Below are 18,289 nucleotides of genomic sequence, written 5' to 3' on the forward strand. Positions count from 1 at the left end.
GATGGTCATCGAGCATCGTCCGCCGCCTCCACCCAGCGGTCCCGTGCCCTGGGAGAAGGACTTTGCCCTGAAGATGCTGGCCGACATGGTGCGCATCCGGCGGATGGAGGAGAAATGCGCCGAGCTCTATGGCGCCGGCAAGATCCGCGGTTTTTTGCATCTGTACATCGGCGAGGAGGCGGTGGCCGTCGGCGCGCTGCATGCGCTGCGCCCCGAGGACAACGTCGTCGCCACTTACCGCGAGCATGGCCATGCGCTGGTGCGCGGTCTGTCGATGAACGCGATCATGGCCGAAATGTTTGGCAAGCAGGAAGGCTGCTCGCGCGGCCGTGGCGGCTCGATGCATCTGTTCGACAAGGCCACGCGGCTGTATGGCGGCAATGCGATCGTCGGCGGCGGCCTGCCGCTCGCCACCGGTCTCGGCCTCGCCGCCAAGATGCAGCGCGAAGACCGCATCACCGCCTGTTTCTTCGGCGATGGCGCAGTGGCCGAGGGCGCTTTCCACGAGGCGATGAATCTCGCCGCGTTGTGGCGGCTGCCGGTGCTGTTCTGCTGCGAGAACAATCTCTATGGCATGGGCACCGCGATCGAGCGGGCCGAGGCGGTGACCGATCTTTCCGCCAAGGCCGCCGCCTACGGCATGCCGGCATTCCGGGCCGACGGCATGGACATCGTCGCCGTGCATGAGACCACGCGCGCGGCACTGGCGCGGATGAGAAGGGATGGCGGTCCGGTGTTCGTCGAGTATCGCACCTATCGCTTCCGCGCCCATTCGATGTTCGATGCGGAGCTGTATCGCGACAGGGACGAGGTCGAAGCCTGGAAGGCATGCGGGCCGATCCACACCTTCAGCGCGCGCCTCAAGGCCGAGGGCAAGCTGAGCGAAGAGGAATTCCTCGCCATCGATGCGCAAGCGCAGCAGGAAGTAGCCACCGCGGTCGCCTTCGCCGAAAATGGCAGTTGGGAGCCGGTCGAGGCGCTGCTCAGGGACGTGTATTCATCATGAGACGGAAGCTCACTTACCGCGAGGCGATGCGCGAGGCGATGCGCGAGGCCTTGCAGAACGATCCGCGGGTCTTCCTGATGGGCGAGGACGTCGGCCGTTATGGCGGCACCTATGCGTTCTCGAAAGGCTTCCTCGACGAATTCGGTCCCGAACGCATCCGCGACACGCCACTGTCTGAGCTCGGCTTCGTCGGCACCGGCATCGGCGCCGCGCTGGGCGGGATGCGGCCAATCGTCGAGGTGATGACGGTGAATTTCAGCCTCCTGGCACTCGACCAGATCGTCAATACTGCAGCACTGTTACGCCACATGTCGGGCGGGCAGCTCTCGGTGCCGTTGGTGATCCGCATGGCCACCGGCGCCGGCCGTCAGCTCGCCGCGCAGCATTCGCACAGTCTCGAAGGCTGGTATGCACACATCCCCGGCATCAAGGTGCTGGCGCCGGCGACCATCGAGGATGCCCGTCACATGCTCGCGCCGGCGCTCGCCGACCCCGACCCGGTGGTGATCTTCGAACATGCCGGCCTGTTCAATATGGAAGGCGAACTGCCGGAGGATCCCGGCGTCGATATCGCCACCGCAAAGGTGCGCCGCGCCGGCCGGGACGTCGCGCTGATCACTTATGGCGGATGTCTTCCCAAAACCCTCGCCGCGGCGGAGAGGCTCGCCGCCGACGGCATCGAAGCCGAGGTGCTCGATCTGCGCGTGCTGCGCCCCCTCGATACCGCCAGCATCGTCGCGACAGTGACGAAATGCCATCGCGCGGTAGTCATCGACGAGAACTGGAAGAGCGGCGGCTTTGCCGCGGAGGTGATGGCGCGCATCATGGAAAATGCCTTCTTCGAACTCGATGCACCGGTCGCGCGCGTGTGCGCCGAGGAAGTGCCGATCCCCTACGCGAAACATCTGGAAGAAGCAGCATTGCCGCAGCCCGAGAAGATCGTCGCCGCGGTCAGGGAGATGCTCGGATGATCGAATTCAAATTGCCCGCGCTGGGCGCCGACATGGACGAAGGGACCCTGCTCGAATGGAAGGTGAAACCCGGCGACCGTGTCGAGAAGGGCCAGGTGATCGCGATCGTCGATACCGCGAAGGCGGCGATCGACGTCGAAAGCTGGCAGGCGGGCATCGTCCATCGCTTGATCGCCGAGCCTGGGCAGAAGATGCCGGTCGGCACCGTGATGGCCTTGCTGCTCGAACCCGGCGAGACACCACCGCCGGCCGAACCAGTGACGGCAACCACACAAACCGGCACCGGCGAAAGCCCGGACGTCGCGTCGAGCACTGGTGCACTGCGCAAAGTCGGCGCTGGCGGAAATGAGGACGTCCCGCCGGGCGCCGACTCGTCTCGGAAAGTCGGCGCTGGCGGGACGGCACCCCCAGCCGTTCCAGAGATGGGGGAACGCCGCCGCATCTCGCCGGCGGCGAGGAAACGCGCCGCCGAGCTGGGCATCGATGTCGGCAGCATCGCCGGCAGCGGACCGCAGGGCGCGGTGACGCTCGAAGATGTCGAAGCGGTAGCCCAGTCGCGCATGCCCAGCGCAGCGCAAAAGCCGACCACCGACCGTCGCGCCGAGATGCGCAAGACCATCGCCGCGGCGATGAGCCGTTCCAAGCGCGAGATCCCGCATTACTACGTCAGCGAGGACATCCCGCTTCCCCGCATGCTGGCCTGGCTGCAGGAAAGCAACGCGGCACGGCCGCTGGCCGAGCGCCTATTGCCGGCCGCGGTTTTGCTCAAGGCCGTGGCGCGCGCATTGGCCGACTATCCCGAGCTCAACGGCCATTATCTCGACGGCGGCTTCCGCGCGGCCGAGAAAGTGCATCTGGGCGTGGCGATCTCGCTGCGCGAAGGCGGTCTCATCGCCCCGGCGCTGCTCGATGCCGATACCAAGCCGCTCACAAAGCTGATGCAGGAGCTCGCCGACCTGGTGAGGCGCACCCGCGCCGGCACGCTAAAGCGCACGGAGCTGACCGATGCGACGATCACGGTGACCAATCTCGGCGACCAGGGCAGCCACGGCGTGTTCGGCGTGATCACGCCGCCGCAGGTGGCGCTGGTCGGTTTCGGGCGCATCGCCGAACGGCCGTGGGCGGAAAACGGGGGGCTCAAGGTGCTGCCGGTGGTCACCGCGAGCCTGTCGGCCGACCACCGCGTCTCCGACGGCCATCGTGGCGCGCTGTTCCTGCGCACGCTTTCCGATCTGCTGCAACAACCGGAGGAGCTGGCGAAATGAACCGCAACCAACTGCGTGACCTCGTCATCGCCACGTTGCAGAACATCGCCCCGGAAGTCGGGGGCGATACTCTGCGCGACGACCTGCCGCTTCGGCGCCAGGTCGATCTCGATTCGATGGACTGGCTCAATTTCCTGCTCGGTCTGAACAAGCGGCTGGGCATCGAAATCCCTGAAAAGGACTATGCGCGGCTGACGACGCTTGCCGCGCTGCTCGACTATCTCCAACATGAACTCACCGAAAGGAGTGCATCATGAAAGCCAACGTTCCAGCTGCCGGTTTCCGTCCCGTGCGGCGCGACCAGCTGCGCCCGGAACGGATCCACGACACCTACAAGCTCGGCCACAAGTTGAGCGAACCGTCGGTGTGCAAGGTCTGTGGCGCGATTTACCATGCCGGACGCTGGCAATGGGGCAGCCCGCCGGCAGGTGCGCATGAAGTCACCTGCCCGGCCTGCGCACGCATCCGCGACCATCTGCCGATGGGCTTCGTGCATCTGTCCGGCGACTACTTCGCGGCGCACCGCGACGAGCTCATCAAGCTGGTACGCCATCGCGAGGAAAAGGAAAAGGCCGAACACCCACTCGCGCGCATCATCGCCATCGAGGATCAGGCCGACGGCGGTGTGCTGGTGACCACCACCGACAGCCATCTGGCACGCGCCATCGGCGAGGCGCTCGAGCATGCCCACAAAGGCGAGCTCGAATTCCATTACAACGAAGGAGAGAACCTGCTGCGAGTGTTCTGGGAACGGTAGACGATTGCAGGCCGAAGCCGGATAATCGCCGTTCGCGCGGCCCGCCGCGATCGTTGCGCGGCGGGTTTTTCGTTTTCCCGTGCCCCCTTTTCCGATTGTGAGATTTCGATGGCCTCTGTGATGCCCGCCTCAAACCCGTCCCGGCTATTCCTTTCCGGTAACGAAGCCGTTGCCCGCGCCGTCTGGGAATCCGGCTGCAAGGTCGCCGCCGCCTACCCCGGCACGCCCTCGACCGAAATGCTGGAGGTCATCTCGACCTATCCGGAGATTTATTCCGAATGGTCGGTCAATGAAAAAGTCGCGCTCGAAGTCGCGATCGGCGCCGCGTTTGCTGGCAGCCGGGCGTTTTGCGCGATGAAGCACGTCGGCATGAACGTCGCCTCCGACGCGCTGATGACGCTGACGCTGACCGGCGTGATCGGCGGCCTGGTGATCGCCATCGCCGACGACGTCGGACTATCGTCTTCGCAAAACGAGCAGGATTCGCGCTTCTGGGGCCGCTTTGCCCATCTGCCGGTGTTCGAACCGGCCGACTCCCAAGAGGCCTACGAGATGACGAAACTGGCCTTCGATTTCTCCGAACAGCACCAGGTGCCGGTCATCCTGCGCATGACCACCCGCATCAATCACGTCAAGGGCCTGGTCAGCGTCGGCACGCGCGCCGAGCATCCGAACCTGGGCGGCTTCAAGAAGGATCCGGCGCGCTGGGTGATGACCCCGGCCGGTGCGGGCCGGCGCATCCCGCTGATGTTCGAGCGCGATGTGGCGCTTGCCGCCGCTGCCGAGGTGAGCCCGCTCAACAGCGTCGAATCCGGCCGCGATCGGCGCGTCGGCTTCGTCGCTTCCGGCCCCACCTACATGCATGTGAAGGAGAGCTTCCCGGACGCGCCGGTGCTCAAGCTCGGCTTCTCCTGCCCGGTGCCGGTCGAGAAGATCCGCACCTTCGCGGCCACGGTCGATAAGCTCATCGTCGTCGAGGAAGTCGAACCCTTGGTCGAAAAGGAACTCAAGGCCGCCGGCATCGCCTGCCACGGCAAGGACCTCCTGCCCAAGCAGGGGGAACTTGCGCCCAATGTGCTCAGGCCGGCGATCGCCAAGCTGCTCGGCGAGCCGGCGCCGGAGCATCTTGCCCCACCCGCGCCGGTGTTTCCGCGTCCGCCGACGATGTGTGTCGCCTGCCCGCACTTGGGCGTCTATTACACGCTGTCGCAGATCAAGAACATCACGATCTCCGGCGACATCGGCTGCTACACGCTCGGCGCCGGACATCCGTGGAACGCGCTCGACACGACGATCTCGATGGGCGCCTCGATGGGCATCGCGCTCGGCCTCGACAAAGGGCGCGGCGAAGCGGACAAGGACAAGCGCATCCTGGCCGTGATCGGCGACTCGACCTTTCTGCACATGGGCATGCAGGGACTGCTCGACATCGTCTATAACCGCGGCAACGTCACGGTGCTCTTGCTCGACAACCGCGCCGTGGGCATGACCGGCGGCCAGCCCGACCCGGGCAGCGGCCGCGACATTCATGGTGAGCCCGCGCCGCGCGTCGATTTCGCCAAACTGGTCGAGGCGCTCGGCGTCAAGAAGGAGCGCATCCATGTCGTCGACCCATATCAGCTGCCGGTGCTGTTCAAGGCCATCCGCGAGGAGATCAAGATTCCCGAGGTGTCGGTGATCATCACCGACCAGCCCTGCGTGCTGATCGACGACTACAAGAAGCAGAAGCCCTATGAGGTGCTCGACGCGAAATGCACCGGCTGCGGCAACTGCATCGAGGTCGGCTGTCCGGCGATCCATGTCGTGCGCCGCGAAAAAGCCATCAAACCTTCCGGCAAGGAGGTCGAGCTGCAATTCGTCCGGATCGAGACCTCGGTGTGCACCGGCTGCGGCCTGTGCGTGCAGCCTTGCGCGCCGGATGCGATCGTCCCTGCCGATCCGAGCAAACCCATTCGCCTCGTCAAGCATTGAACCCAGATTGTCCATTAGACCAGGCTGATTCGCCATGAGCATCCGATACGATAATTTCATCGCCCTACGCGGCGGTTTTCGATCTGCGGGCGGCATCTTTGCGCCCCCGCGTATCGCCAGACACTGTTATTGGCTCGTCGCGGTGACGCAAACCTGCTCGCCCTCGCCTTTTGATACCCGCTCGCGTTCCAATGGACAATCTGGGTTGAAAAGCCACCATGCCTGAAAGCAATGTCACCAACATCCTCGTCGTCGGCATCGGCGGCCAGGGTGTCATGACCGCTACGGAAATCCTGGCCGAAGCCGCGATCGCCCTCGGCCATGACGTCAAGAAAACCGAAGTCGCCGGCATGGCGCAGCGCGGCGGGGTGGTCTCCTCGCACTTGCGCTTCGGTCCGAAGGTGCTCTCGCCGCAGATCATGCCGGGCACGGCCGATCTCTTGGTGGCCTTCGAGGCCGCCGAGGGCCTGCGCTGGTGCCACTACCTCAAGCCCGGCGGTCTGGTGCTGATGAACACCGCGCAGATCGTGCCGCCGGTCGTCGATCTCGGCCTCTACGACTATCCGCCCGATCCGATCGCCGAGATTCGCGCCAAGGGCTATCGCATACATGCCTTCGATGCGATGAAGATCGCGCTGGAACTGGGCGACGTCCGGCTGGGCAACACGGTGATGCTCGGCGCGATGGCCGATCACCTGCCCTTCCCGGCCGACGTATTGCTGGAAGCGATCGTCAAGCGCTTCCGTGCCAGGAAACCGCAGATGGTGGAACTGAACCAAAAGGCTTTCGAAGCCGGCCGCACGGCGGAGAAGGCCGCCGCCCACGCCAAGGAAACGGAGACAGCATGACCGCCCAAATCATCGACGGCAATGCGCTCGCTCAAGCCGTGCGCGCCGAATTGGCCGAGAAGGCCGCCGCCCTCAAGGCCACGCAGGGGATCACCCCCTGCCTTGCCGTGATCCTCGTCGGCGAGGATCCGGCTTCCCAGGTGTATGTCCGCAACAAGGTCGCCGCCTGCGAGAAGGCCGGTTTCCGCTCGATCCGTGAAACCTACCCCGCCAACGTCGAACCGGCGGTGGTGCTCGGCAAGATCGCCGAGTTGAACGCCGATCCAACGGTGCATGGCATCCTCGTCCAGTTGCCGCTGCCCAAGCACTTCGACACCGACGCGGTGCTCGAGGCGATCGTGCCCGAGAAGGACGTCGACGGCTTTCATGCCGAGAACGTCGGCGCGCTGATGCAGGGCAAGCCGCGCTTCATCCCCTGCACGCCCTACGGCGTGATGAAGATGCTGGAGTCCGCGAACGTGCCCTTGAAGGGCGCCGAGGCGGTGATCGTCGGCCGCTCCAACATCGTCGGCAAGCCGATGGCGATGCTGCTGCTGCAACGAGACTGCACCGTGACCATCTGCCATTCACGCACCCAAGACCTCGCCTTCCACACGCGGCGCGCCGACATCCTTGTCGCCGCGGTGGGCCGGGCGAAGATGATCAGCGGTGAGATGATCAAGCCGGGAGCAGTCGTGATCGACGTCGGCATCAACCGCCTGCCCGACGGAAAACTCTGTGGCGACGTCGATTTCGACTCGGCCAAGGAAGTGGCCGGCGCGATCACCCCGGTGCCGGGTGGCGTCGGGCCGATGACGATCACGATGCTGCTCGCCAATACCCTCGCAGCGGCGGAAAGGACATTGAAATGACACAGCCCCTCGTCGGCATCGTCATGGGATCGGATTCCGACTGGCCGGTGATGCAGGCCGCGGCACGGGTGCTGGATGAATTCGGCGTGCCATATGAAGCCAAGGTCGTCTCGGCCCACCGAACACCCGATCTCCTTTTCGACTACGCTGCCAGCGCTTTCGATCGCGGCCTGAAAGCGATCATCGCCGGCGCCGGCGGCGCGGCCCATCTGCCGGGCATGCTCGCGGCCAAGACCATCGTTCCTGTCTTGGGCGTGCCAGTGCCCTCGAAGCATCTGAATGGCCTCGACTCGCTGCTCTCCATCGTGCAGATGCCCAAGGGCGTGCCGGTATCGACCTTTGCGATCGGCGAGGCCGGTGCTACCAATGCAGCCCTCACCGCCGTGGCGATTATCGCGACGGCCAATGACGCGCGCGGCAAGGAACTCGCGCAAAAGCTCGACGACTTCCGCGTCGGGCTGCGCGAGAAGGTACTGGCGATGAAGCTGGAGCTTTCCGCGTGATTCTTCCTCCCGCCACGCTGGGCATGCTCGGCGGCGGCCAGCTCGGCCGCTTCTTCGTGATCGCCGCGCACGAAATGGGCTACCGCGTCGTCGTGCTCGATCCCGATCCACACAGCCCCGCCGGCAGGATCGCCGACCTGCACATCCAGGCCGCCTATGACGATATCGACGCGCTTGAGCAGCTCGCCGGCCAGTGTGCAGCGGTGACCACCGAGTTCGAGAACGTGCCCGCCGACACGCTGGCCTACCTCGCCAAATTCGTCACCGTGCGGCCGTCGGCCGAGGCCGTGGCCATCTGCCAGAACCGCAGCGCAGAGAAGGCGTTTCTGAAGAAACACGGCTTTCCGCACGCACCCTACGCCGACATCCGCACCGAGGCCGACCTGAAGAACGCCAATGCCGGTCTCTTCCCCGGCATCCTCAAGGTGGCGCGCTTCGGCTATGACGGCAAGGGCCAGGCGCGCGTCGCTTCGCGTGAGGAAGCGCTCAAAGCCTGGGCGAGCTTCCGCCACGAGCCCTGCGTGCTCGAGCAGCAACTGAAGCTCGACTATGAAGTTTCGGTGGTGCTCGCGCGCGACGAGGCGGGTCGGGTGAAGTGTTTCCCACCCGTCGAAAACAGCCACAGAAAGGGCATCCTCGACGTCTCGATCGCGCCGGCGCGCACCTCGGGCTGCTTGGCCGGCAACGCGGAAGAGATCGCCGAGGGCATCGCGCAAAAGATGGACTACGTCGGCACGCTCGGCGTCGAATTCTTCGTCGTGCACGGCCAGCTCTATGTGAATGAGATGGCGCCGCGCCCACACAATTCGGGCCACTACACGCTCGATGCCTGTGTCACCAACCAGTTCGAGCAACAGCTGCGCGCGCTCTGCGGCCTGCCGCTCGCCGATCCGCGCCAGCACTCGGCGGCCGTCATGGTCAATCTGCTCGGCGACATCTGGTACTGTGAGGACCCACATCACGCCAAGGAGCCGGACTGGTCGCAGCTGCTCGCCATCCCGAATCTCAAGCTGCACCTCTACGGCAAACACCATCCCCGCCCGGGGCGCAAGATGGGGCATTTCACCGTGATCGGCGCCAACGCCGAAGAAGTGCAAAAGTCGGCGCTGGCGGCACGGCACGCGATGGGGATCGGAGATGACTGAAGCGCACCCGGACATCCAGCGCGCCGTCGACTTGCTCAAGGCCGGCGAATTGGTCGCCTTTCCGACCGAGACCGTCTATGGCCTCGGCGCCGATGCGAGAAATCCCGCCGCGGTGGCGAAGATCTTCGCCGTCAAGGGCCGGCCGGCCGACCATCCGCTGATCGTGCACATCCCGGATGCCTCGCATCTGCCGGCTTGGGCAGGCGAGGTATCGCCGGCCGCGCGCGCGGTGGCGGAAAAGTTCTGGCCTGGCCCGCTGACCCTGATCCTCAAGCGTCATCCCGACGTGCCGGATGTCGTCACCGGCGGACAGGACACGGTCGGCCTGCGCGTGCCGAACCATCCGCTCGCGCTCGAGCTGCTGCGCGCCTTCGGCGGCGGCATCGCGGCACCGTCGGCGAACAAGTATGGCCGCATCAGCCCGACCACCGCGCAGCACGTCCGGGACGATCTCGGCGATGCGGTAGCGCTGATCCTCGATGGCGGCCCCTGCCAGGTCGGCATCGAATCGACGATCGTCGACATGAGCAGCGAGCGCACCACGATCCTGCGTCCCGGCATGATCAGCGCTTTCGACCTCGGCATCTTCCTTGGCCGCATGCCGGCCGAGGTGGTCAATACCAGCTCCGTGAAAGCGCCCGGCTCGCATCTCGCCCATTACGCGCCGCGCACGCCGCTGCTCTTGGTGCCCGACGACACGGTGGCAGTCGCGGTGCGCACCGCGCTGGGCAAAGGCGAGAAAATCGCCGTGCTCGCCCCCTATCCGGCGCCGATCGAACACCCGCTGATCGTCGCCTGGCAGGTGGCGCCACGCGATGCCGCGGCCTACGCGCACGCGCTGTATGCTACGCTGCGCACCCTGGATGGCGCCGGCGCCGACCTGATCATCGTGCAGCGGCCGCCTTGGCCCGCCGTCATCGACCGGCTGATGCGCGCCTCGGCCGGCTCCGGCAGATAGACACAAGGAGGAAAGCGAATCATGAGCAAGATCGAAAAAGAACAGCCCGTCCATCACCCGCTGCCGACGGTGAAAGCCCCGCCGGGCACCGGCTTTTCCGAGCCCACGACATTCACGCCGGTGCGCGCCGACTCACCGGCGTTGAGCGTGATGACCGACCTGAAACAGGTTTCCGCGGCGACGATCGGCCCCGACGTGCCGCTTGCCGTCGCCACCCAGACGATGATCTCGCGCGGCGTGCGCCTGCTCTTGGTCGTCAATCGCGACGACGAGGTGTTGGGCGTGATCACCGCGCGCGACACGACCGGCGAGCGGCCGATCCAGATGGTGCAGAAACTCGGCGGCAAGTTTGGCGATCTGTTGGTCAAGGATCTGATGTGTCCGCGCGAGGACATCGACCTGATCATGCTCGGCGACGTCCTGAAGGCCAAGGTCAGCGACGTGATCGACACGCTGCAGGCTTTGAAGCGCCAGCACGCGCTGGTCGGCGAACGCGATCCGCTCACCGGCCGGATGCGCATCCGCGGCATCTTCTCGGCCACGCAAATCGGCCGCCAGCTCGGCGCCCCGATCCAGACCTTCGATGTCGCCTCGACGTTTACCGAGATCGAAAGTTATCTCGCGCGGGACAATGGCTGATCAATTCGTCAGCTTGCGGTAGATGTCGGCGATCTTGAGCGGCAGTTTCTTCACATCGTCGAGCACCGTGTAGGCCGCCGGGCCCATCATGTGCTTCAGATAATCGGCCCCTTGGCGGTCGATGGTGATGCAATAGCTGCGGATCCCCTGCTCGCGCGCTTCCTGCAGCGCGCGGCGCGTGTCTTCGATGCCATAGGTACCGCGATATTCGTCGCCGAAATCGTCGGGGCGGCCATCCGAGAGCGTCACCAGAAGCTTGTGGCGCGCCGGCTGCGCAGCGAGCAGGCACGTTAGATGGCGGATCGCCACGCCCATGCGCGTGTAGTCCTTGGCCTCGATGCCGTCGATGCGCGCGCGCACCGTATCGTCATAAGGATCGGCGAAGTTCTTGATGCAGTAGATGTCGCAGCGCGTGCGCGTCCAGCCGGAAAAACCGTAGATCGCGTAGGCATCGCCGAGTTTTTCCAGCGCCTCGCAGAGCATCACCAGCGCCTCGCGCTCGGCATCATTGACCCAGCCCTTGGTCGAGCCGCTCATGTCGATCATGAACAGTGCCGCCAGGCTGCGTTCATTCCTGACGCGTCGGCAAAACAGCCGCGGCGAGGGTTCGGCGCCACTTTTGCGGTCATTGACCGCCTCGATCAGCGCATCGAGATCGATCTCCTCGCCCTCGCTCTGACGGCCGAGCATGCGATCCTCGCCGCGCAGCGCCTCGAAGCGGCGCTTCAGCTGCGCGATGAAATGGGCGTAACGCTGGCGTGTGGCGCGCACGAAGGCGCCGTCACCCGGCTTCACGTCCGTGACATAGACATGACACCAGCCGCGCCGGTAGGCGTTGCGATGGAAGTCCCACTCGTCATAGCGATGATCGGGCTCGCGGCTGTTCACCATTTCCGGCGCGCCCTCTTTCGGCCGGTCGTCGGGCGTCCACGGTGCATCCCCGGCGGGCGCGAGCGCCTCGGGCGGCACCTGGCCGAGATCCTGCAGCAGCGAAGCCGCCGCCGCGCGTGCCGCCTCCGGCAACTGCACGGCCTGGCCGTCGATATGCACTTCCAGCTCACCCGTCGCGGTGTTCATCGCGGCCGTGAATTCGTGGCCACCCGCCTCGCGCTTGCCCGCAGCGCCTTTCAGCGCACCGAGCGCCTTCCTCAGCGTCTCGGTGTCGCGCGCGATGCGCTCGTTGCGCACGCGCCAGGCGATCCCCGGTTCCAGCCGGGCAATGAAAGTCGGCGCTGGCGGCACGGCGCCGGCGGCCATCAGACGCGCCAGCCAATCGAGCGAGACACGCACATCGGCGCCCTGCGCCTGCAATTCGGCCAATGCAGGATGCAGCATCTGCGGCCAGGGCTCGCGCAGCTCGGCGAGCAACGCGCCCAGCCCCGGCAGATCGCGTGCAACACAAGCTTCCAGCCGCACTGCTTCGAGATGCTCAAGCCAAGTGAGCGCCTGCTCGCGCTCCGGCCAGCGTGACAGCGCCGCCTCCAGATCGACGTCAAAAGTGCCATAGCGTGTCTGCGCCCACAGCTGCACCGCCAGCCCCTGATAGGCGCGGCGGTTGTCCTCGGCATTGGCAAAGCGGGAAATGCGTTCGGGCAGATAGATCGTCTCGGTGTCCGTCCAGGGATGGCTACCCGCTTTCAGCGCCAGCGGCCGGCCGGAAAGCCCCAGCACGAACCGCGACAGGCGTGGTTCGACCTCGGCGAACTTCGCCGGCAGCCGGCCTTCGCGGGCGGCGAGGAAAGCGTCTACGTCGCGCAGGGTCTCGATCGCCGGCCGCAGCCCCTGCTTGTCGAATACATCGAGCCCCTGAATCACCCAGGCTTCGAAATCCTTTTCGCTGAAGCGCTCGAGCATTCCGGGCGCGAGCGTGGCGATCAGATAGGCGAGCTCGGTATTGGTCTTCGCCGCGCCGCGCGCGACCCGCAGCACGAACTCCTGCTGGCGGCGCGGCAGTGCTTCGAGCATCGCCGCGAGCCGCTCGATCGAGCGGTGCGACGGCGAAGCGAACAGAAAGGCGTCGAGCAGTTCCTCGAGCTCGTGGGTGAACAGCTTTCTTGCGCTCAAAACACCGCCCGCACCAGATCGTCGAGGGTTTGCGTCATGTCGGGATCGTCGGTGAGCGCCCGCGCCACCGCCGCGCGCGCGGCGACGGCGGCCGCCATGCCGGCGTCGATCAGCTGTGCGGCATGCACCAAAAGCCGCGTGCTGGCGCCCTCGTCCAAGCCAGCGCCTTTCAGATTGCGGGTGAGCTGCCCGAGTTTGACGAGCTTTTTTGCCGTCTCCTCATCGACGCCGCCCTCGACGGCGACGATGCGCGCCTCGAGCTCGGCGGCCGGATAGTCGAATTCGAGCGCGACGAAGCGCTGGCGCGTCGAGGGCTTGATCTCCTTCAGCACGCTCTGGTAACCGGGGTTGTAAGAGATCACCAGCATGAACTCGGGCGGCGCCGGGATCAGCTCGCCGCGCTTGTCGACCGCCAGCGCGCGGCGCGAATCGGCGAGCGGGTGGATCACCACGGTGGTGTCCTTCCTCGCCTCGACGATCTCGTCGAGATAGCAGATCGCGCCGGCGCGTACCGCGGCGGTCAAGGGACCGTCGAGCCAGACTGTCTCGTCGCCGACGATCAGATAGCGGCCGACCAGATCCGCGGTGGTCAGATCGTCGTGGCAAGCCACCGTCACCAGCGGCCGGCCGAGCTTCCAGGCCATGTATTCGACGAAGCGCGTCTTGCCGCAGCCGGTCGGACCCTTCAAGAGCACCGGCAGGCGCTTTTGCGCCGCAGCTTCGAATAGCGCGACTTCGTCGCCGACCGGCTGGTAATGCGGTTCGGCGCCGACACGTTCCAGCTCGGGCGTGATGGTGCGTAGCTGTCGATGGTTCATTGCGCTTCGCTCACGTCCTCGACGTTTTCATACAGCGTCGCCGCATCGATCGTCACACCGATGCTCTGGAATTCGACCGGCTCGTCGCCAATGAATTCGTAGAGCACCCAACGGCCCTCGGCATTGCGCCGGAAAACCTCGGTGCGCCTGGCATCGATGTCGATCAGCGCATATTCCTCCAGGGTGTCGATCAACCGGCAGGCGGCGAATTTCGCGCCACGGTCGAAGGCCGCGGTCGAATCGGAAAGCACCTCGACGATCAGCTTCGGATGGGCGAGCCACAGCGGCGTGGCGCGATCGCGCGCATCGCAGCTGACCATTACGTCAGGATAGAAGACGGCATCGGCAGCATCGATGCGCAACTTCATGTCGGCGACGAACGCGCGGCAGGGCGTGCCGCGCAAGACAGATTTGAAGGCGGCGCCGAGGTTGAGCGTTACTTGCGCGTGCGCCTGGCGTACGGCGACCATCGCGAAGATCTCGCCGCGATAGTAGAAGTTGCGCTCGGGCTGCTTTCCCTCCCAGTCGAGATACTCGTCGAGGGACCATTTCGGTTGCGCTTGGTTCATCGTGCGTCTCCCCAAAAATCCGTACGCAATTATGCTCGATTCCTGCGCCGCGACGGAAACAGCCACCTTTTCATCGTGGATTACCGTAGCGGGATCAACGTAGAAAAAGTGGAATAATGGGACGAAGGCACAGGGCGCCGAGGAGGAAGATCTCATGACACCACCGCCGATTTTCCTGGTCGAGGACAACCCGGTCGACCTCGATCTCACCTTGCGCGCTTTTTCGCGCCGCAAGCTCGTCAATCGCATCGAGGTGGCGCGCGACGGCGAGGAAGCGCTGGCCTGGCTGCCGCGCTGGCTCGCCGGTGAAGAAAAACCGGCGGTGATCCTGCTCGACTTGAAGCTGCCAAAGGTGCACGGCCTCGAGGTGCTCGCCGAGATCAAGCGTAAGCCGCCGCTCGCGCGCATCCCGGTGGTGATCCTGACCACCTCGAAGGACGACCGCGACATCACGACGGCCTATGATCTGGGCGCCAATTCCTACATCGTCAAGCCGGTCGATTTCGCCAAGTTCATCGAGGTCGCCACACAGATCGAGCTCTATTGGTGTGTTTTCAACGAATCACCGTTCCCGCGTACATGAAGGTTCTCTACATCGAAGATTCCGCCGCCGCTGCCGATCTCGCCCGGCGGCATCTGGCGCGCCATGCGCCGCAGATCGCGCTCACGCTGGCTCCGACGCTGGCCGAGGGACTTGCCCGGCTGGACGAAGGTTTCGATCTACTGCTCACCGACCTGCAGCTACCCGACGGTTCCGGGCTCGAAGCGCTGACCGAAGTGCGCGCGCGGCGGCTGCCGCTGGCGGTGGTCGTGCTCACCGCTTCGGGCGACCAGAATGCGGCGATCGCCGCATTGAAGGCCGGTGCCGATGACTACCTGGTCAAACGCGCCGACTATCTCGACCGTCTGCCGCAAACCCTGCTCGCCGCGCGCGAGCGCTTCCTCGCCCATGCCGAACGGCGCACGCGCCCTTTGCACGTGCTCTATGTCGAACACAACGCCTTCGACGTCGACCTGCTGCAACGCCACCTCGCCGAACACGCGCCGCACATCCGTCTCGATGCCGTAGCGGACGCCCGAACGGCGCTTACCCGACTGCCCACAGGGCCTGAAACACCCTGCCCGTGGCAGGTGCTGCTGGTCGATTACCGGCTGCCGGGGCTCGATGGGCTGGAACTGGCGAAGATCGTGCGCGAAGAGCGGCGGCTGGACATCCCGATCGTGCTCGTCACCGGCCACGGCAGCGAGGAAGTGGCTGCCCAGGCACTGCATCTGGGCGTCGATGACTATCTGTCGAAACACGAAGGCTATCTTTACGAGATCGCCGCGGTGATCGAAAAGGTCGACCGTCAGGTCCACCTCGAACGCGAACGCCGGCGACTGGCCGAAACCAGTGCCCGGCTGGCGCATTTCATCGCGGCAAGCTCCGTCGTCCTCTATAGTCTGCGCTGGCAGGACGGCACGGTCACGCCGGCCTGGGTGTCGGAAAACCTCGAGCGCTTGTACGGCTACCGCGTCGAAGAAGCCTTGTCGTCAGAGTGGTGGGAGGAACGCTTGCATCCGGCCGACCGCGACAGCGCGCTCGGCGCGGTCTCGAGGCTTTTCGAGCGTGGTGCGCTCGAGCACGAATACCGCTTTCGCGCCGCGGATGGCCGCTACCGCTGGATCCGCGACAGCCTGCGCCTGGTGCGTGACGCGGAAGGACGGCCGCAGGAGATCGTCGGCGCCTGGCTCGACATCGGCGAAACCAAGCGCCGACAGCAGATCGACGAAGCACGGCGCGCCACCCTCGACGCATTGATCGGCGAGCGGCCGCTCAAGGAAATTCTCGACGGCATCGCGCGCCGGCTCGAAGCGCTCGATGCCGAGCTGCGCGTCTCGATCCTGGTCGTCGATCCGCGCGATGGCCGCCTCTACACGCAGGCCGGTCCGAGTCTGCCGGACTTCTACAACGCCGCGGTCGATGGGCTGGAGATCGGCGAAGGGCGGGGTTCCTGCGGCAGCGCCGCGGCGCTGGGCCAAAACGTCATCGTCGCGGACATCGACACGCATCCCTACTGGGCGCCGTATCGCGACATCGCCCATCGCGCCGACATCCGCGCCTGCTGGTCGGTGCCGTTATTCGAGGAAGGCGGCCAGGTGCTCGGCACCGTCGGCTGCTATTACGCCACGCCGCGCGCGCCAAGTGACAAAGATCTGGCATTGATCGAGGAATTCGCCCGGCTGGCGGCGCTCGCGGTGACCAAGGTGCGCGCCAACGAGCGCCTGCGCCAGGCGGCCGCGGTGTTCGCCGCGACGCGCGATGGCATCGTGATCACCGATCTGGCGCCGCGCATCCTCGCCGTCAATCGTGCCTGGAGCGAGATCACCGGCTACTCGGAAGCCGAAGCGCTCGGCCAGAATCCGCGCATGCTGAAATCGGGCCGCCAGGACCGGCCGTTCTATCAGACGCTGTGGGCGACGCTGCGCCAGGCCGGTCACTGGCAGGGCGAGATCTGGAACCGGCGCAAGAACGGCGAGATCTATGCCGAATGGCTCAGCATCAGCACCATCTATGACGAACGCGGGCGGCCGACCAATTATGTCGGCGTGCTCACCGATCTGTCGCACCTGAAGGCGGTCGAAGAGAAGCTCGAACACCTCGCCCATCACGACATCCTCACCGACCTGCCGAACCGGCTGATGATGCAGGTGCGGCTCGCCGCCGCGCTCGAGCGCGCGCATCGCAGTCCGCAACGCTTGGCGACACTATTCGTCGATCTCGACCGCTTCAAGGACGTCAATGACAGTCTCGGCCATCCGGCCGGCGATGCGTTGCTCGTCGAAGTGGCCAAGCGGCTGCGCAGCCGGCTGCGCGAAGAGGATCTGCTCGCGCGCGTCGGCGGCGATGAATTCGTCGCGGTATTGGAAAACCTCGAAACGCCCGATCAGGCGGCCATCGTGGCGCGCGGTCTGATCGAGCAGCTGACCGAGCCGTTTTTCATCAACGGCAGCGCGGTGTTCATCGGCGCTTCGATCGGCATCAGCCTGCACCCGGACGACGCCCAGGATGCCACCGAGTTGATCCAGCACGCCGACGCGGCGCTTTATCTCGCCAAGCAGGAAGGACGCAACACCTACCGCTTCCACACCGAGGCCTTGACCCGCGCGGCGCGCGAGCGGCTGACGCTGGAAACCCGCTTGCGCCAGGCGTTGGAGCATCAGGAGTTCGCGCTCCATTACCAGCCGCTCGTCGATCGCAACGGGCAGCCGTTCGGTGTCGAGGCCCTGATCCGCTGGCAGCCGCCAGGCGAGGAGATGGTAGCCCCGGCCCGCTTCATTCCGCTTGCCGAGGAAACCGGGCTGATCCTGCCGATCGGGCGCTGGGTGATCGAGACCGCCTGCCGGCAGATGGCCGCCTGGCGGCGCGCAGGGCTGCCGCTGCAAGCCTTGGCGGTGAATCTCTCGGCACGCCAGTTCGAGGATCCGCACCTGCCGACGCTGATCCGCTCGACGCTCGAAACCACCGGGCTGCCGGCCGACTGTCTCGAACTCGAGCTGACCGAGAGCCTGCTGATGAAGAACGTCGAACGCTCGCTGGCCGTGCTGCAAGAGTTCAAGGCGCTCGGCGTCAAGATCGCGATCGACGATTTCGGCACCGGCTATTCCTCGCTCGCCTATCTGCGGCGCTTCCCGGTCGATAAGCTGAAGATCGACCAAAGTTTCGTGCGTGATCTCGACGTCGATCCGAACGATCGCGAAATCGCCGCGACGATCGTCGCGATGGCGCGCAACCTCCACCTCGTCGTGCTCGCCGAAGGCGTCGAGAAATCGAGCCAATTCGAGATCCTCCACGGTTTCGGCTGCGACAGCTACCAAGGCTATCTGTTCGCCCGGCCGATGCCAGCGGACGATGTCCCCGCCTGGTGCGAAAAGCAGTAGCCC

The 18,289-nt window shown here is 65.5% G+C and carries 17 protein-coding genes; 14 read left to right on the plus strand and 3 right to left on the minus strand.

Features of this window, described 5'->3' with window-relative positions; all coding sequences use genetic code 11:
* The first annotated feature begins 1 nt into the window (after window position 1).
* The 12 genes from pdhA to EL335_RS10140 all read left to right on the plus strand — a co-directional run bounded on the left by pdhA (window position 2) and on the right by EL335_RS10140 (window position 10,914).
* Entirely contained in the window at window positions 2-1,006 is a 1,005-nt protein-coding gene (gene pdhA / locus EL335_RS10085; RefSeq protein WP_126446550.1) for a pyruvate dehydrogenase (acetyl-transferring) E1 component subunit alpha, read from the plus strand.
* Window positions 1,003-1,977, plus strand: coding sequence for an alpha-ketoacid dehydrogenase subunit beta (locus EL335_RS10090; RefSeq protein WP_126446552.1), 975 nt, complete (start codon window positions 1,003-1,005; stop codon window positions 1,975-1,977). The genes pdhA and EL335_RS10090 overlap by 4 nt, the downstream gene beginning before the upstream one ends.
* Complete coding sequence (locus EL335_RS10095; RefSeq protein WP_126446554.1) at window positions 1,974-3,242, plus strand: dihydrolipoamide acetyltransferase family protein; 1,269 nt, start codon at window positions 1,974-1,976, stop codon at window positions 3,240-3,242. Before EL335_RS10090 ends, EL335_RS10095 begins: the two co-directional genes overlap by 4 nt.
* Window positions 3,239-3,499, plus strand: a complete 261-nt coding sequence (locus tag EL335_RS10100) for an acyl carrier protein (protein ID WP_126446556.1) — start codon at window positions 3,239-3,241, stop codon at window positions 3,497-3,499. The genes EL335_RS10095 and EL335_RS10100 overlap by 4 nt, the downstream gene beginning before the upstream one ends.
* Complete coding sequence (locus tag EL335_RS10105) at window positions 3,496-3,999, plus strand: BCAM0308 family protein (RefSeq protein WP_126446558.1); 504 nt, start codon at window positions 3,496-3,498, stop codon at window positions 3,997-3,999. Before EL335_RS10100 ends, EL335_RS10105 begins: the two co-directional genes overlap by 4 nt.
* 120 nt (window positions 4,000-4,119) lie before the next feature.
* Entirely contained in the window at window positions 4,120-5,970 is a 1,851-nt protein-coding gene (locus EL335_RS10110; protein WP_284155329.1) for a thiamine pyrophosphate-dependent enzyme, read from the plus strand.
* 218 nt (window positions 5,971-6,188) lie between these two features.
* Window positions 6,189-6,818 carry an indolepyruvate oxidoreductase subunit beta gene (locus EL335_RS10115; RefSeq protein WP_126446562.1) on the plus strand — a complete coding sequence of 210 codons (630 nt, stop codon included), beginning with the start codon at window positions 6,189-6,191 and terminating at the stop codon, window positions 6,816-6,818.
* On the plus strand, window positions 6,815-7,669 hold the full coding sequence (gene folD, locus EL335_RS10120) for a bifunctional methylenetetrahydrofolate dehydrogenase/methenyltetrahydrofolate cyclohydrolase FolD (protein WP_126446564.1): 855 nt from the start codon (window positions 6,815-6,817) through the stop codon (window positions 7,667-7,669). Before EL335_RS10115 ends, folD begins: the two co-directional genes overlap by 4 nt.
* Window positions 7,666-8,172 (plus strand): 5-(carboxyamino)imidazole ribonucleotide mutase, encoded by a 507-nt coding sequence (gene purE, locus EL335_RS10125; RefSeq protein WP_126446566.1) that lies wholly within the window; start codon window positions 7,666-7,668, stop codon window positions 8,170-8,172. Before folD ends, purE begins: the two co-directional genes overlap by 4 nt.
* Entirely contained in the window at window positions 8,169-9,317 is a 1,149-nt protein-coding gene (locus tag EL335_RS10130; RefSeq protein WP_126446569.1) for a 5-(carboxyamino)imidazole ribonucleotide synthase, read from the plus strand. Before purE ends, EL335_RS10130 begins: the two co-directional genes overlap by 4 nt.
* Window positions 9,310-10,275, plus strand: coding sequence for an L-threonylcarbamoyladenylate synthase (locus EL335_RS10135; protein ID WP_126446571.1), 966 nt, complete (start codon window positions 9,310-9,312; stop codon window positions 10,273-10,275). Before EL335_RS10130 ends, EL335_RS10135 begins: the two co-directional genes overlap by 8 nt.
* 21 nt (window positions 10,276-10,296) lie before the next feature.
* Entirely contained in the window at window positions 10,297-10,914 is a 618-nt protein-coding gene (locus tag EL335_RS10140) for a CBS domain-containing protein (protein ID WP_284155330.1), read from the plus strand.
* Here the strand turns inward: EL335_RS10140 and EL335_RS10145 are convergent, their stop codons facing one another.
* Genes EL335_RS10145 through EL335_RS10155 form a run of 3 tightly spaced genes read right to left on the minus strand, consistent with a single transcriptional unit; the run spans window position 10,915 to window position 14,365 of the window.
* Window positions 10,915-12,978: a nitric oxide reductase activation protein NorD gene (locus EL335_RS10145; protein ID WP_126446573.1), complete on the minus strand. Its 2,064-nt coding sequence runs from the start codon at window positions 12,976-12,978 to the stop codon at window positions 10,915-10,917. It abuts the gene before it with no gap.
* On the minus strand, window positions 12,975-13,796 hold the full coding sequence (locus EL335_RS10150) for a CbbQ/NirQ/NorQ/GpvN family protein (RefSeq protein WP_126446575.1): 822 nt from the start codon (window positions 13,794-13,796) through the stop codon (window positions 12,975-12,977). Before EL335_RS10150 ends, EL335_RS10145 begins: the two co-directional genes overlap by 4 nt.
* Complete coding sequence (locus EL335_RS10155) at window positions 13,793-14,365, minus strand: Uma2 family endonuclease (protein ID WP_126446577.1); 573 nt, start codon at window positions 14,363-14,365, stop codon at window positions 13,793-13,795. The genes EL335_RS10150 and EL335_RS10155 overlap by 4 nt, the downstream gene beginning before the upstream one ends.
* Window positions 14,366-14,519: 154 nt before the next feature.
* Between EL335_RS10155 and EL335_RS10160 the strand changes: the two genes are divergently transcribed.
* Together EL335_RS10160 and EL335_RS10165 are read left to right on the plus strand one after the other, a co-directional pair.
* Complete coding sequence (locus tag EL335_RS10160) at window positions 14,520-14,948, plus strand: response regulator (protein ID WP_126446579.1); 429 nt, start codon at window positions 14,520-14,522, stop codon at window positions 14,946-14,948.
* Window positions 14,945-18,286 carry an EAL domain-containing protein gene (locus EL335_RS10165; RefSeq protein WP_126446581.1) on the plus strand — a complete coding sequence of 1,114 codons (3,342 nt, stop codon included), beginning with the start codon at window positions 14,945-14,947 and terminating at the stop codon, window positions 18,284-18,286. Before EL335_RS10160 ends, EL335_RS10165 begins: the two co-directional genes overlap by 4 nt.
* Window positions 18,287-18,289: the final 3 nt, after the last annotated feature.

The organism is Sulfuricystis multivorans (assembly GCF_003966565.1).
GTDB classification, from domain to species: Bacteria; Pseudomonadota; Gammaproteobacteria; order Burkholderiales; family Rhodocyclaceae; genus Sulfuricystis; species Sulfuricystis multivorans.

Bases quoted from the DNA above. Each gene is read 5' to 3' on its own strand.
- folD (WP_126446564.1), top strand. From the start codon at position 6,815: ATGACCGCCCAAATCATCGACGGCAATGCGCTCGCTCAAGCCGTGCGC.
- EL335_RS10105 (WP_126446558.1), top strand. From the start codon at position 3,496: ATGAAAGCCAACGTTCCAGCTGCCGGTTTCCGTCCCGTGCGGCGCGAC.
- EL335_RS10090 (WP_126446552.1), top strand. From the start codon at position 1,003: ATGAGACGGAAGCTCACTTACCGCGAGGCGATGCGCGAGGCGATGCGC.
- pdhA (WP_126446550.1), top strand. From the start codon at position 2: ATGGTCATCGAGCATCGTCCGCCGCCTCCACCCAGCGGTCCCGTGCCC.
- purE (WP_126446566.1), top strand. From the start codon at position 7,666: ATGACACAGCCCCTCGTCGGCATCGTCATGGGATCGGATTCCGACTGG.
- EL335_RS10160 (WP_126446579.1), top strand. From the start codon at position 14,520: ATGACACCACCGCCGATTTTCCTGGTCGAGGACAACCCGGTCGACCTC.
- EL335_RS10115 (WP_126446562.1), top strand. From the start codon at position 6,189: ATGCCTGAAAGCAATGTCACCAACATCCTCGTCGTCGGCATCGGCGGC.
- EL335_RS10095 (WP_126446554.1), top strand. From the start codon at position 1,974: ATGATCGAATTCAAATTGCCCGCGCTGGGCGCCGACATGGACGAAGGG.
- EL335_RS10140 (WP_284155330.1), top strand. From the start codon at position 10,297: ATGAGCAAGATCGAAAAAGAACAGCCCGTCCATCACCCGCTGCCGACG.
- EL335_RS10135 (WP_126446571.1), top strand. From the start codon at position 9,310: ATGACTGAAGCGCACCCGGACATCCAGCGCGCCGTCGACTTGCTCAAG.
- EL335_RS10165 (WP_126446581.1), top strand. From the start codon at position 14,945: ATGAAGGTTCTCTACATCGAAGATTCCGCCGCCGCTGCCGATCTCGCC.
- EL335_RS10150 (WP_126446575.1), bottom strand. From the start codon at position 13,796: ATGAACCATCGACAGCTACGCACCATCACGCCCGAGCTGGAACGTGTC.
- EL335_RS10100 (WP_126446556.1), top strand. From the start codon at position 3,239: ATGAACCGCAACCAACTGCGTGACCTCGTCATCGCCACGTTGCAGAAC.
- EL335_RS10155 (WP_126446577.1), bottom strand. From the start codon at position 14,365: ATGAACCAAGCGCAACCGAAATGGTCCCTCGACGAGTATCTCGACTGG.
- EL335_RS10110 (WP_284155329.1), top strand. From the start codon at position 4,120: ATGCCCGCCTCAAACCCGTCCCGGCTATTCCTTTCCGGTAACGAAGCC.